Origin of the sequence: Microbacterium sp. CPCC 204701 (assembly GCF_004010105.1) — a bacterium.
Classification (GTDB): Bacteria; Actinomycetota; Actinomycetes; order Actinomycetales; family Microbacteriaceae; genus Microbacterium.
On record NZ_RRYE01000046.1, the window covers coordinates 1 to 14,150 of the forward strand.

Consider the following 14,150-nt stretch of genomic DNA (forward strand, 5'->3'; position numbering starts at 1 on the left):
CGGCGCAGCAGCTCCTGGGGCGTGATCACGCGTGTCGCGACGTCCTTCTTGAGCGCGGCGCGCTCGCGCCGCGCGGCGACGGCACGTCGGGAGGCGGCGACCCGGTCGACCTCGGGGGGCGTGCGGGCGGCTGCGGGTTCAGGCATGTCGATCACCACGGTAGAGATGGGCGCGCTCGGCGATGCGCGCGGCGAGCCGGTCGGGTCCGGCACCCAGGATGCTGCGGCTCTCCGACGCTATCACCGCGGACGCCATCCCCCCGAAGCGGGACTCGACGTGATCGGGCTCGGCACCCTGGTGCCCGAAGCCGGGGCCGAGGATGGGGGCGACAGGAGTGAAGGCGGCGAGTCCGGCATCCGTCCAGTCCACGGTCCCGCCGATGACGAAGCCGAGGCTCCCCCACTCCCCCTCCGGCGCGGTGCGGGCGTTGCGCGCCGAGACCTCCCGCACGATCGCGCCCGACACCGTCTCGCCCGTCTCGAGTCGCGCCCGCTGCGCAGTGAATGCGTCGGGGTTGCTCGTCGCGGCGAGCACGAACACGCCTTTGCCCGAGCGCTCGGCCACGTCGAACGTGCCCTCGAGCGTGCCGACGCCGAGGAACGGGTTCGCGGTGAGTGCGTCGGCCTCGAGGGGCGACCCCGGGGTGAGCCACGCCTCAGCGTACGCGTCCATCGTCGAGCCGATATCGCCGCGCTTCGCGTCGGCGATGACGAGCAGACCCGCCGCGCGCGCTTCGCCCAGCACGTCCTCGAGCGCGGCGATCCCCGCGGATCCGTGGCGCTCGAAGAACGAGACCTGGGGCTTCACGATCGCGACGCGCCCCGCCGCGGCCTCGACCACGCGTAGCCCGAACTCCCGTGCACCGGCGGCCGAGGCATCCAGCCCCCACTCCCGCAGCAGGGGCACGTGGGGGTCGATGCCGACGCACAGGCGCCCGTGCGCCGCGATGCCCGAGCGGACCCGCTCGCCGAACGACGTCCCGTCGCCCGCGGGCGACGTCACGCGCGCGCCTGACGGTCGGCCGCATACTCCTGAAGGCTGCGCACGCGGAACCCCTCGCGCAGCACCGGCAGAGCGCTCACGGCTGCGCCGAGCACCGCCATCGTGGTGAACAGCGCCTTGTCGCCCGCCACGGCCGCGGCCCGGATCTCGTAGCCGTCGGCTCGTGCGACCCCGCCGGAGGGGGTGTTCACGACCATGTCGATCTCGCCGGCGTTGATGAGGTCGACGATGTTCGTGCCGCCGGACTCCTGGGTCTCGGAATACTTGCTGACGACCCGGACGTCGATGCCGTTGCGGGCGAGGATCTCTGCGGTCCCCTCGGTCGCGACGAGGTCGAACCCGAGCTCCTGAAGGCGGTGCGCGGGGAGGATGACGGCGCGCTTGTCGCCGTCGGCCACCGAGATGAACACCGTGCCCTCGAGCGGCATGCCGCCGTACGCGGCCTCCTGCGACTTCGCGAACGCCGTCGGGAAGTCGCGGTCGATGCCCATGACCTCGCCTGTGGAGCGCATCTCGGGTCCGAGCACGGAGTCCACCGTCTGCCCATCGGCGGTGCGGAAGCGCTTGAACGGCAGCACCGCCTCCTTGACGGCGACAGGGGCGTCCAGCGGCACGCGGGAGCCGTCCTGAGGCGGCAGGAGCCCTTCGGCCTTGAGATCGGCGATCGTGGCGCCTGCCATGATGCGAGCGGCCGCCTTGGCCAACGGGATGCCGAGCGCCTTCGACACGAACGGCACGGTGCGGCTCGCCCGAGGGTTCGCCTCGATGACGTAGAGCACGCCGGCCGAGATCGCGAACTGCACGTTCAGCAGCCCCCGCACGCCGACGCCTTCGGCGATCGCGCGCGTGGCCTCGCGCACGCGGTCGATGTCGGTGCGGCCGAGGCTCACCGGCGGCAGCGTGCACGACGAGTCGCCGGAGTGGATGCCGGCCTCTTCGAGGTGCTCCATGACGCCGCCGATGTACAGCTGGTCGCCGTCGAACAGCGCGTCGACGTCGATCTCGATGGCGTCGTCGAGAAAGCGATCCACCAGCAGCGGCATGCCCGGCCCGATGATCGCCTGGTCGGCGATGCGCACGAAGTAGTCGCGCAGCGCCTCCGTCGAGTACACGATCTCCATTCCGCGGCCGCCGAGCACGAAGCTCGGACGGACGAGCACCGGGTAGCCGATCTCCTCGGCGATCACCACGGCGCCCTCCACGTCGATGGCCGTGCCGTTGCGCGGCGCGACGAGGCCCGCCCCGTCGAGCAGCCGCGAGAAGAGCTCGCGCTCCTCGGCGAGGTCGATCGCCGCGGGCTTCGTGCCGAGGATCGTGTAGCCGGCGTCCTCGATGCCCTTCGCCAGGCCCAGCGGCGTCTGGCCGCCGAGCTGGCAGATCACGCCGAGGATCTGGCCGGACTGCGCCTCGGCGTGCAGCACCTCGAGCACGTCCTCCAGCGTGAGCGGCTCGAAGTAGAGGCGGTCCGAGGTGTCGTAGTCGGTCGAGACCGTCTCGGGGTTGCAGTTGACCATGACCGTCTCGTAGCCGGCCGCGGAGAGGGCGAACGACGCGTGGACGCACGAGTAGTCGAACTCGACGCCCTGGCCGATGCGGTTGGGCCCCGAGCCGATGATGACGACCTTGGTGCGCTCGGACGGCGTCACCTCGGTCTCGAAGTCGTAGCTCGAGTAGTGGTAGGGCGTGAGCGCCGGGAACTCCCCCGCGCACGTGTCGACGGTCTTGTACACGGGACGGATGCCGAGCCCGTGGCGGACGCCCCGCACCTCGGCCTCGGAGACGCCCCGCAGCTGTGCAATCTGCGCGTCGCTGAAGCCGTGCTCCTTCGCGACGCGCAGTGTCGCCGCATCCAGTTCCGGCGCCTTCGCGACGTGCTCGGCGACCTCGTTGATGAGCACGATCTGGTCGAGGAACCAGGGATCGATCCCTGTGGCCTCGAACGCCTGCTCGACGGTGGCGCCCTTGCGCAGCGCCTGCTGCAGCACGACGATGCGGCCGTCGGTGGGCCGCTTCGCGACCTCGAGCAGCTCGTCGGCCGACCGCGCCTCGTCGCCCCAGTGAAAGCTCGAGCCGCGCTTCTCCAGCGATCGGAGCGCCTTCTGCAGCGCGGTCGCGTAGTTGCGGCCGATCGCCATCGCCTCGCCCACCGACTTCATGGTGGTCGTCAGCGTCGTGTCGGCGGCCGGGAACTTCTCGAAGTTGAACCGCGGCACCTTGACGACGACGTAGTCGAGCGTGGGCTCGAAGCTCGCCGGCGTGACCTTGGTGATGTCGTTGGGGATCTCGTCGAGGCGGTAGCCGATCGCGAGCTTCGCGGCGATCTTGGCGATCGGGAAGCCGGTCGCCTTCGAGGCGAGGGCTGACGAGCGCGACACGCGCGGGTTCATCTCGATCACGATGATGCGTCCCGTGGCGGGGTCGACCGCGAACTGGATGTTGCAGCCGCCGGTGTCGACGCCGACGGCGCGGATGATGTCGATGCCGATGTCGCGCAGCTTCTGGTACTCGCGGTCGGTGAGCGTCAGCGCCGGCGCGACCGTGATCGAGTCGCCGGTGTGCACGCCGACAGGGTCGACGTTCTCGATCGAGCACACGACCACCGTGTTGTCGGCGGTGTCGCGCATGAGCTCGAGCTCGTACTCCTTCCACCCGAGGATGGACTCCTCGAGGAGCACCTCGGTGGTCGGCGAGTCACGCAGGCCCGCGCCGGCGATGCGACGCAGGTCGTTCTCGTCGTATGCGAAGCCCGAGCCCAGCCCGCCCATCGTGAACGACGGGCGCACCACCAGCGGGTAGCCGAGCTCGTCGGCGGCCGCGAGCACCTCGTCCATGGTGTGCGCGATACGGGATGCCGCGACATCCGCCCCCGCGTCGAGCACGAGCTGCTTGAAGATCTGGCGGTCCTCGCCCTTCTCGATCGCCTCGACCTTCGCACCGATGAGCTCGACCCCGTACTTGTCGAGGATGCCCTGCTTGTGGAGCGCCATCGCCGCGTTGAGCGCCGTCTGGCCGCCGAGCGTCGGCAGGATCGCGTCGGGCTTCTCCTTGGCGATGATGGTCTCGATGACCGCGGGCGTGATCGGCTCGATGTACGTCGCATCGGCGAAGTCGGGGTCGGTCATGATGGTCGCCGGGTTGGAGTTGACCAGGATGACGCGAACGCCCTCCTCGCGCAGCACACGGCACGCCTGGGTTCCGGAGTAGTCGAACTCGCACGCCTGGCCGATGACGATCGGGCCGGAGCCGATGACGAGGACGCTGCTGATGTCCTGACGCTTGGGCATTTACTCGGAGTCCTTCTTGGCCAGGTGCGCGACGACCAGGTCGCGGAAGCGATCGAACAGGTAGTTGGCGTCGTGCGGGCCGGCGGCCGCCTCGGGGTGGTACTGCACCGAGAAGGCGGGGATGTCCAGGGCGCGCAGGCCCTCGACCACCTGGTCGTTCAGGCCCACGTGGCTCACCTCGACGCGCCCGTACCCGTGAGGGCTGTCGAACTCGCCGTCGACCGGCGCGTCGACCGCGAAACCGTGGTTGTGCGCCGTGATCTCGACGCGCCCGGTCGCCTTGTCGAGCACCGGCTGGTTGATGCCGCGGTGGCCGAAGGGCAGCTTGTAGGTGCCCAGGCCGAGCGCGCGGCCGAGCAGCTGGTTGCCGAAGCAGATGCCGAAGAACGGCAGCCCGTCGTCGAGCACGCCCCGCAGCAGGTCGACGTGGCCTCCCGATGCGGCGGGGTCGCCGGGCCCGTTCGAGTAGAAGACCGCGACCGGGTCGATCGCGCGGATCCGGTCGATCGTGACATCCTGCGGCAGCACGTGCACGTCGAACCCGCGTGCGGCGAGGTTGTCGACGGTCGCCTGCTTGACGCCGAGGTCGAGCACCGCGAGGTTGCCGATGCGCTCCCCGGTTGCAGGCGTCACCTCGGCGGCGGCCACGGAGACGGCAGCAGACAGGTTCCGTCCAGCCATCTCGGGTGCCTCGCGGACCAGGCGCAGCTGCTCGTCGGGATCGATGGCCGCGGCCTCGCCCGAGAAGATGCCGCCGCGCATGCTGCCGGCGGAGCGGATGTGGCGGGTCACGGCGCGCGTGTCGATGCCGCTGATGCCCACCACGCCGTCGGCGACGAGCACGTCGTCGAGCGACTCGTCGGCGCGCCAGTTCGACACGACACGCGAGGGGTCTCGCACGATGTAGCCCGACACCCAGATGCGGCGGGACTCGGGATCCTCGTCGTTCATGCCGGTGTTTCCGATGTGGGGTGCCGTCTGCAGCACGATCTGCCCCGCGTACGAGGGGTCTGTCAGGGTCTCCTGGTAGCCGGTCATCCCGGTGGCGAAGACCACTTCGCCGAGCGTCGTGCCGAGCGCCCCGTAGGCGCGTCCGAGGTGGCGCGTGCCGTCCTCGAGCACGAGCACGGCAGGGTCGGTCTGGAACAGGGAGGTCATGCGTCGGTTCCCGTCTGGGTCGGGGGAAGGATTCCGGCCACGGCGTCGGCGAGGGCGCGGGCCGAGGCATCCTGGGGGCGGAGATAGGAGTCGACGACGGTGACGTCGTCGGCGCGCCACGAGAGGCGCACGAGGCCGCCGCGCTCGACGACGCGGTCGATCGCGACGGTCGCCTGGGCCACGTCATCGATCCGCGCGATGGGCAGGAACACGCGCGGCTGGCCCGTGAGATCGAGGGCGACACCCGCATCGGTCACCGTGACGTCCGCCTTCGACCGGAACCCGAGGCCCTTGATCGCGAGGCGCTCGAGCGGCTCGCCGTGCCGAGTCGTGGCGACGTAGAGCGCGGCGAAGGTCGCCCGGACGGCGGCGTCGACGGGGGCGTCGCCCGCCGGGGCGGACAGGCTCGCGTCACGTCGCGAGCGGCGCCACCATGCCCACGCGAGCACAGCGAGCAGCGCCAGCACCCCTGACACAGTGATCGCGAGCGCGCCTTCGCGGGTCATGCGCGCTCTCCGGGGGCGTCGAGCAGCGCGCCGTCGGCGACCGTGACGGTGCCGTGGTGCAGCGTCCACCGCACCTCGCCGGGCAGCTCGCGGCCGAAATACGGCGAGTTGACGCTGCGGCCTCGCAGGTCGTCCGCGGTGAACGAGCGCGCCGGCGTCGCGTCGTAGAACGTCAGCGAAGCCGGGTGTCCTTCGGTCAGCGGGGTGCCGTGCCCGGCGAGCCGGCCGATGCGCGCGGGCTCGCGCGACATGACGCGCGCGACATCGCCCCAGGTGATGAGCCCGGTGTCGACCATCGCCTGCTGCACGACGCGCAGGGCGCTCTCGAGCCCGACCATGCCGTTCGCGGCGGCGTGCCATTCGCACGCCTTCGCCTCGGCGGGGTGCGGCGCGTGGTCGGTCGCGACGATGTCGATCGTGCCGTCGGCGAGGCCCTCGCGCACCGCGAGGACATCCTCTTCGCGCCGCAGCGGGGGATTCACCTTGAACCGCGCGTCGTAGCCGCGCACGAGCTCGTCGGTGAGGAGCAGGTGGTGGGGGGTGACCTCGGCCGTGACGTCGACGCCCCGCTTCTTGGCCCAGCGGATGATCTCGACCGAGCCGGCCGTCGACAGGTGGCACACGTGCAGGCGGGAGCCGACGTGCTCGGCGAGCAGCACGTCGCGCGCGATGATCGACTCCTCGGCGACGGCGGGCCAGCCCGCGAGGCCGAGCTCGGCCGACACGGCTCCCTCGTTCATCTGCGCGCCCTCGGTGAGCCGCGGGTCCTGCGCGTGCTGCGCGATCACCCCGTCGAAGGCCTTCACGTACTCGAGCGCGCGGCGCATGATGAGCGGATCCCACACGCAGAACCCGTCGTCGCTGAAGACGCGCACGCGGGCACGGGAGTCGGCCATGGCGCCGAGCTCGGCGAGGCGCTCGCCCTTCTGCCCGACGGTGACGGCTCCGATCGGCTGGACGGTGACGAAGCCGGCCGCCTGACCGAGCGCGAGCTCCTGCTCGACCACGCCCGCCGTGTCGGCGACCGGTGAGGTGTTGGGCATCGCGAACACGGCGCTGTATCCCCCGGCCGCGGCCGCGCGCGAGCCGGTGAGGATGGTCTCGGATGCCTCGTATCCGGGCTCGCGCAGGTGCGTGTGCAGGTCGACGAGTCCGGGGAGCAGCACGAGCCCCTCGACGTCGACGACCGTCGCCCCGGCACGGCTGAGGCCGGTGCCGATCTCGGCGATCAGGCCGTCCTCCACGATCACGTCGGCGGGCGCCGATCCTTCGACGAGAGCCCCGCGGAAGTGGAAGACCTCTTTCATCGTGCATCCCCCTTCCGTGTGGCATCCGTCGAATCGGTATCGCGCTCCGCGCCCGCGAGCAGCAGGTACAGCGCGGCCATGCGCACCGAGACGCCGTTCGTCACCTGCTCCAGCACCGTCGAGCGGGGCGAGTCCGCGGCTTCTGCGGAGATCTCCAGACCCCGGTTCATGGGTCCGGGGTGCATGACAATGCTATCGCCTCGCAGCGCCCGCAGACGCCCCGCGTCCAGGCCCCAACGGCGGGAATACTCCCGTTCAGTGGGGAAATATGCGGCATTCATCCGCTCCAGCTGGATGCGGAGCATCATGAGTGCGTCTGGTCCTGCGGCGATCGCCTCGTCGAGGTCGTACTCGACACGGGCCGGCCACAGCGAGACGTCCTGCGGAATGAGCGTGGGCGGTGCGACGAGCGTGACGCTCGCGCCGAGCGTGCTCAGCAGCCACACGTTGGACCGAGCGACGCGGGAGTGCAGGATGTCGCCCACGATCGTCACGTGGACGCCGAACAGATCCCTGCCACGGCTGTCGCCCGCGTACCGGCGCTTGCGGATCGTGTAGGCGTCCAGGAGCGCCTGCGTCGGGTGCTCGTGCGTGCCGTCTCCCGCGTTCACGACGCCGGCGGTGATCCAGCCGCTCGTGGCGAGGGTGCGAGGAGCCCCGGAGGCGCCGTGGCGGATGACCACGGCATCCGCCCCCATCGCCTGCAGCGTCTGCGCGGTGTCCTGCAGCGACTCGCCCTTCGAGACGCTCGAGCCCTTCGCCGAGAAGTTGATGACATCGGCCGAGAGCCGCTTCGCCGCGGCCTCGAACGAGATGCGGGTGCGCGTGGAGTCCTCGAAGAAGAGGTTCACGACCGTTCTGCCTCGCAGCGTGGGAAGCTTCTTCATCTCGCGCTGCTGCGTGTCGGCCATATCCTCGGCGACATCGAGGATGCGCAGCGCGTCCGTCTTCGTGAGCGACTTCGTGTCGAGCAGATGCCTCATGATCCGATCGTCACCTCGTCGTTGCCGTCGATCTCTTCGAGGCGGACGTTGACGCGCTCGTCGCGGGCGCTGGGGAGATTCTTGCCGACGAAGTCGGGGCGGATCGGCAGCTCGCGATGGCCGCGGTCGATGAGCGTGGCGAGGCGCACGATGGCGGGCCGGCCGATGTCCTGGAGGGCGTCGAGGGCGGCGCGGATGGTGCGGCCCGAGAAGAGGACGTCGTCCACCAGCACGACGACCCTGCCGTCGATCCCGCCCGGCGGGATCTGCGTCGGCTGCGGCGCCCGAGTGGGATTCCGGTGCAGATCGTCGCGGTACATGGTCACATCGAGTGCGCCCACAGGGACCGGCGCCCCGCCGAACTGCTCGATGAGGGGCGCGATGCGATGCGCGAGAGTGACGCCTCGGGTCGGGATGCCGAGAAGGACCAGTCGGTCGCGGCCCTTGTCGGACTCGAGGATCTCGTGGGAGATCCGAGTCAGGGCCCGCGTGATGTCGGCGCCGTTCAGCACGGTGCGCGTGCTCATCCGTCGCTCCCTTCTCCGCCTCACGGGACGGGGTTAAAGGTTGCTGTGATCGCCGATCAGTCTAGGGCACGGCCAGGCCCGGCTCCGAATCGGAGCCGGGCCTCGCCGAGCGGGTCGACGTCAGCGCCGGGGTGCCGGGCCGCGCAGCACGCGCGACGCGACCACGAGCGCCGCCGCGATCAGCACGACGTTCTTGAAGATGTACTGACCGGTGAGCGTCGGGCCGACCGGTCCGAACACCTCGGCGGGCAGCAGCACGATCGGCGACAGGATGCCGACGAACGCGGCGGCGAGCACGACGAGGCCGATGCGGGCGAATGCTCCCCCGGCGATGAGCAGCGCACCCGCGGCGACCTCGATCGCGGCCGTCGCGACGAGGGCGATCTGGCCGCTCACGAGGCCGAACGACAGCTTCTCCCACGTGCTGCTCACGAGCGCTTCGACGGGGCTGACGCCCGGGAACAGCTTCAGTGCGCCGAACACGACGAAGACGGTGCCGAGCGCGATGCGCAGCGCCGGAATGCTCCAGCGCTGGAGCGAGGCCTTCACGGCGGCTTCGGCGCGAGCCCCCCGCGCGATGACGGCGCGGAGCGAGCTCGCAGGGCGAACGGGTGCGGTGACGACGCCGGCGGCGCCGTGGACGGGAACGGTGGTCATGGCGTGACTCCTTCGGGTTCTGATCTCCCGCAGCGGCGGGCACGGTGATCAGGATCCGGAAACACGGCGCGGTGATACCGCGTGGCCGAGATTGACGCGGGTGCTACACAACATCCGGCGCGGAAGCGCCGTCCCGTTGTAGAGACTCCACAACGCGACCGCGACTCGGCGATCGGGTCAGGCCGCGGGAGTCGTCGCCGCCCGGAAGACGTCGTCCTCCACCTGCGACGCGCGGATCGGGTGTCCTTGGCTCGTCAGGCACTTTCCGCTCGCGAGGTCCCACTTCCAGTCGTGGAGCGAGCACGTGAGGACGCCGTCCTCGATCTTGCCGGTCTTGGTGAGGTCGGCCCGCAGGTGCGGGCACCGGCGCTGCACGAGCCAGTCGCCCAGCTGCGCGTCCTCGGTCTGATCGGTCTGCTCGGCGTACCAGTTCTCGACGTACTCGATCCGGTCGCGCGAGAGGCATTTGAGGAACGTCGTCAGGAACTCGTTGAACTTGCCGCTGCGGCCGACCTCGAACTGCATCGAGAGGAAGATCGAGTTCGACCAGTCGATCTCGTGGTCGGCGATGTTGGCGGAGACCAGGTCTGCGGGGATCGTGTACCAGTAGATGCACTCCTCCCCCGCGTACTCGCGGACCTTCGCCTTCGGGAAGTCCACGACCATGTCGAGCTCTCCGATGCGGAAGCGCACGTTGCCGCCGACGCCGTTGCGGATGGTGCGGCCGCGGCGCAGCAGCGGCTCCCACCACTCCCTGATGGCCGCGAGCATCTCGTCGGGCGGCAGCACAGGAGGACGGGATGCCTCCTCCGCGGCGATCTCGTCCTGCCGCGTGTCGCGCTGCTCGGCCAGGTACGACCACTTGTCGTCGAACATGCGGTCGATCTCGGCTTTCGTGTACAGCGTCTGCGTGACCGAGAGCTCGCCGTGGTTCAACTCGACCACGGTGCCGGGCACGAACTCGTAGCCCTTCTGCTCCGGCCTGACCTCCTCCATGTGCCGCAGGAACTGCCGCTGGTCGGTGAAGATGGCGTCGTCGTCGAGGCCCCAGCCGTTGTACTTGAACAGCTCTTCGCGCAGGAACATCGGCGGGCCCGCCATGGGGAACACGTGCTCGGCGTCGACCTTCTCGATGTAGTACATCGCGCGCTTGTTCTGGGCGTCGCGCTTGAGCTTTGCGAAGTTCTGCTTGGCGTCCTGCGGCAGGTCGTAGACCATCGGCCACCAGATCGCGCCCGACACCTGCGTGAAGTACGCCTCCGGCTTCGAGAACGACATGAGCTTGTCGAGGTCGAGCGGGTGCGAGTCGTTCTGGTTGAGGATGCTGGCGGTGCCATCGTCGACGCTCAGTGACGAGTCGCCGATCGGGCCGTCGCTCGGGGCGCGCAGCGGTGTGACCATGAGCTTGAGGGGGCCGAACTCGAGTGGCACGCCGGCTTCGGTGTAGACGATGTTGTCGTAGCCCAGCTTCCGCAGGTCCTGTTCGAGATCGTCGGTCGGATACTCGGGCAGCAGGACCTTGATGTCTTTCGGGATGCAGCGGTGCATGAGCGCCGGGTCGAAGTGGTCGCGATGCCGATGCGAGATGTAAAGGAAGTCGGCCTTGCCGAATCTCTCCCAGTCCAGTCCCCGGTTGTCGGGGAACGGGAACCACGACCCGAAGAAGGTCGGGCCGATCACCGGGTCGCAGAGGATGCTTCCGCCCGCCGTCTCGATGAACATTCCCGCGTGGCCGAGGCCCGTGATGCGCATGGGATTCCTCCTGTGTCGAACCAGACGATTCTAGGCGAGGCCGTCCCCGCCCCCGGCCGGACGAGCCGTCAGCCGTCGAACAGCGCGCGGATGTCGTCGGCGGTCAGGGTCTTGCCGAACAGTGCGTCGTCGTCCATGACAGCGCGGAAGAGACGCGCCTTGCGCTGCTGCAGGGCCATGACCTTCTCTTCGATGGTGCCGTTCGCGATCAGCCGGTACACCATGACGCTGCGGTGCTGCCCGATGCGGTGTGCGCGATCTACCGCCTGTGCTTCGACGGCGGGGTTCCACCACGGGTCCAGCAGGAAGACATAGTCGGCCTCGGTGAGCGTCAGCCCGAAGCCGCCGGCTTTGAGGCTGATGAGGAACACCGGTGCCTCTCCCCCGCGGAACGACGCGACGGCGGCGTCGCGGTCGCGGGTCGAGCCATCGAGATACGCATAGGGGATGCCGCGCTCGGCCAGTCGCGCGGACACCAGTCCCAGGAACGACGTGAACTGGCTGAACACCAGCACTCGGTGACCTTCGGCGAGTGCCTCGTCGAGCTGCTCGAACAGCGCCGTCAGCTTGCTGGGCGGGATGTGCGCGTGCGCGGGGTCGACGAGCTCGGGGGCGAGGCTCAGCATGCGCAGCAGGGTCAGCGAGCGGAACACGATGAAGCGGTTGCGGTCGAGGTCGTCGAGCAGTCCGAGCACCTTCTGCCGCTCGCGCTGCAGCACTGTGTCGTACAGCGCCCGGTGCGCGGCTCCGAGCTCGACACGCACCTCCTGCTCCTGCTTCTCGGGCAGGTCGGCCGCGACGAGCTCCTTCGTGCGCCGCAGCACGAGCGGCCGGATGCGGCGCCTCAGCCGCGCCAGCCGCCCGGCGCGGTAGGCGCCGCCCTCCTGGTTCTCGGGCACCTTGCCCTTCTCGATGGGGGCGACGTACTCCTCGCGGAAGCGGCGGCCCGACGCGAACAGCCCAGGTGCCGTGAGCGCGAGGAGTGCCCAGAGCTCGGTGAGGCTGTTCTCGAGCGGGGTACCGGTGATCGCGAAGACGACGTCGGCGCGCAGCGCCTTCGCCGCCCGGTAGACCTTCGTCTGGCTGTTCTTGACGAACTGCGCTTCGTCGAGCACGAGACCCGACCATTCCACGCGTGCGTACTCCGGCTCGTCGAGACGCAGCAGTGCGTACGACGTCACGACGACATCGGCCGATGCCGCCGCGTCGACGACGGTCGCGTCTCGTCGCGCCGTCGTGGAATCGATGATCTCGACCCGCAGCACGGGCGCGAACCGCTCGGCCTCGGAACGCCAGGTCGACAGCACCGACGTGGGTGCCACGACCAGGAATGGGCGCGTCTCGCCGGCATCACGCGTGCGGGCGACGAGTGCGAGCATCTGCAGCGTCTTGCCGAGTCCCATGTCGTCGGCGAGGATCCCACCGAGCCGATGGGTCCAGAGGAACGCGAGCCAGTCGTAGCCCGCGCGCTGGTACGGGCGCAGTTCGGCCTCCAGTCCGGTGGGGACGGGCGCCGGCGGGACCCCGTCGGCATCCCGCAGCGCCTCGACCGTCGTTCGCCACGACACCGCCGGCTCGGATTCGTCGGCGACATCCTCGAAGTCCGCCCACAGCGCCGTCTGATACCGGCTGATGCGCGGGCCGGTCTCCCATTCGTCGAGGTCGCCGGCTTCGTCGATCAGGTCGCGCAGTCGTTGCAGCGACGGGTGGGAGAGCGAGAAGTACGCGCCGTCGCTGAGGAGCAGCTTCTTGCGGCCGCGCGAGAGCGCCTCGAACAGCGACGCGAACGGGATCCTGCGGCCCTCGATCGTCACGACGACGCCGAGGTCGAACCAGTCGGGATCGGTCGACTCTGCCGTGGTCACCTCGATGCGCGGGTCGCCGGCGAGCTCGCGATAGCGAGGCCGCTCCCCCGAGATCACGACGTCGACGTCGTCCGCGGCCTCGAGCGCCGGCAGCAGGCGAGCGGCGAACTCGGCCGCGTCCAAGCCCGACAGCGTGCCCGTCGCAGTGAAGGCGGTGGGCGATGTGTCGCGCCACAGCGCCTCCGCGCGGGCGCGGATCTCTGCTTCGGCCCGGTCGTCGCGGTCTGCGGTCGGCGGCGCATCGAGCCCGATCGGCTCGGCGTCGGCGTAGCGCCAGGCGAGGGAGAAGTCCAGCCGGTGCGACGGAGCGAATCGCACACGCAGCACCAGAGTCGGTCGCGGCAGTGACGGCACGTCGAACCCGGCGGCTTCGACGGCGATGCGGCGGGCGAGGCGCGGAAGGTGATCCCGCACGAATTCGTCGGCCTCCGCCGCCGGCACGCTCACCGGCGCCCGAGCCGAGAGCACGGCGGGAGCCGGATCCGGCAGCGCCAGCTCGGCGAGCACGATGTCGATGGCCTCGCCGCGGACGGCGAACCGGTAGACGCCGGTGCGGCCGACCGGGCGCAGGCTCGCGGCATCGGTCGGCTCCCCGTCGATCGTGACGAGCGGCGCCACCTCGAGTCCCGCGCCGGTTCGGGCCGCTTGCAGCGCCAGCGTCGCCCTCGCCGCGACGCCCACCGTCATCGTGCGCTTCGTCGGAACGAGCGGGATGCCGTGTGCCGCGGCGGCCGCGAGATGCGGCCACAGCAGGGTCGACTCGATGTCGTCGAGCGTGAGCCACTCCGAGACATCGGAGAAAGCCCCGAACGTGCGGACGTCGCGGCCGATGCTGTGCAGCTCGGCGAACCACCGCGCCTGAGCCGGGTCGTACGTCGTCGTGGGACGCCGCAGCGCGTCCCACGACACGTTCCCCTTGATCCATGCGGTCGAGCGCGCACTGCGCTCGAGCGGACGCAGGCCCACCAGCACGTCCGTGCCGTGCTGGTGCAGGCCGCGGGCCGACGCGCTCTCGATGCGCGCCGGCGCCCACGTCGATGTACCCCGTCGCACCCGCTGGCGCAGCTCGACGCCCAGGGCGAGCGCCGTCGTCGGGCGCCGGGGCGCGG

10 protein-coding genes and 1 pseudogene are annotated in these 14,150 nt (G+C 70.3%); all 11 read right to left on the minus strand.

What is annotated here, in order from left to right:
• Positions 1–146: pseudogene (locus EIO58_RS19590) on the minus strand (guanylate kinase); the annotation flags it as partial.
• Entirely contained in the window at positions 139–1,002 is an 864-nt protein-coding gene (gene pyrF, locus EIO58_RS05295; RefSeq protein ID WP_127818625.1) for an orotidine-5'-phosphate decarboxylase, read from the minus strand. The pseudogene EIO58_RS19590 and the gene pyrF, both read right to left, overlap by 8 nt.
• On the minus strand, positions 999–4,286 hold the full coding sequence (gene carB / locus EIO58_RS05300; protein WP_127818626.1) for a carbamoyl-phosphate synthase large subunit: 3,288 nt from the start codon (positions 4,284–4,286) through the stop codon (positions 999–1,001). The genes pyrF and carB overlap by 4 nt, the downstream gene beginning before the upstream one ends.
• Entirely contained in the window at positions 4,287–5,444 is a 1,158-nt protein-coding gene (gene carA, locus EIO58_RS05305; RefSeq protein WP_127818627.1) for a glutamine-hydrolyzing carbamoyl-phosphate synthase small subunit, read from the minus strand.
• Complete coding sequence (locus EIO58_RS05310) at positions 5,441–5,950, minus strand: PH-like domain-containing protein (RefSeq protein WP_127818628.1); 510 nt, start codon at positions 5,948–5,950, stop codon at positions 5,441–5,443. Before EIO58_RS05310 ends, carA begins: the two co-directional genes overlap by 4 nt.
• A complete protein-coding gene (locus tag EIO58_RS05315) occupies positions 5,947–7,257 on the minus strand; it encodes a dihydroorotase (protein ID WP_127818629.1) in 1,311 nt (436 codons plus the stop codon). The genes EIO58_RS05310 and EIO58_RS05315 overlap by 4 nt, the downstream gene beginning before the upstream one ends.
• A complete protein-coding gene (locus tag EIO58_RS05320; RefSeq protein WP_127818630.1) occupies positions 7,254–8,240 on the minus strand; it encodes an aspartate carbamoyltransferase catalytic subunit in 987 nt (328 codons plus the stop codon). Before EIO58_RS05320 ends, EIO58_RS05315 begins: the two co-directional genes overlap by 4 nt.
• Positions 8,237–8,767 carry a bifunctional pyr operon transcriptional regulator/uracil phosphoribosyltransferase PyrR gene (gene pyrR, locus EIO58_RS05325; protein WP_127818631.1) on the minus strand — a complete coding sequence of 177 codons (531 nt, stop codon included), beginning with the start codon at positions 8,765–8,767 and terminating at the stop codon, positions 8,237–8,239. Before pyrR ends, EIO58_RS05320 begins: the two co-directional genes overlap by 4 nt.
• A gap of 120 nt (positions 8,768–8,887) precedes the next feature.
• Positions 8,888–9,424 (minus strand): DoxX family membrane protein, encoded by a 537-nt coding sequence (locus EIO58_RS05330; protein WP_127818632.1) that lies wholly within the window; start codon positions 9,422–9,424, stop codon positions 8,888–8,890.
• 177 nt (positions 9,425–9,601) lie between these two features.
• Positions 9,602–11,176 carry a Rieske 2Fe-2S domain-containing protein gene (locus EIO58_RS05335; RefSeq protein ID WP_127818633.1) on the minus strand — a complete coding sequence of 525 codons (1,575 nt, stop codon included), beginning with the start codon at positions 11,174–11,176 and terminating at the stop codon, positions 9,602–9,604.
• A 68-nt stretch (positions 11,177–11,244) separates the two neighbouring features.
• A complete protein-coding gene (locus tag EIO58_RS05340) occupies positions 11,245–14,118 on the minus strand; it encodes a DEAD/DEAH box helicase (protein ID WP_446723894.1) in 2,874 nt (957 codons plus the stop codon).
• Positions 14,119–14,150 lie beyond the last annotated feature (32 nt).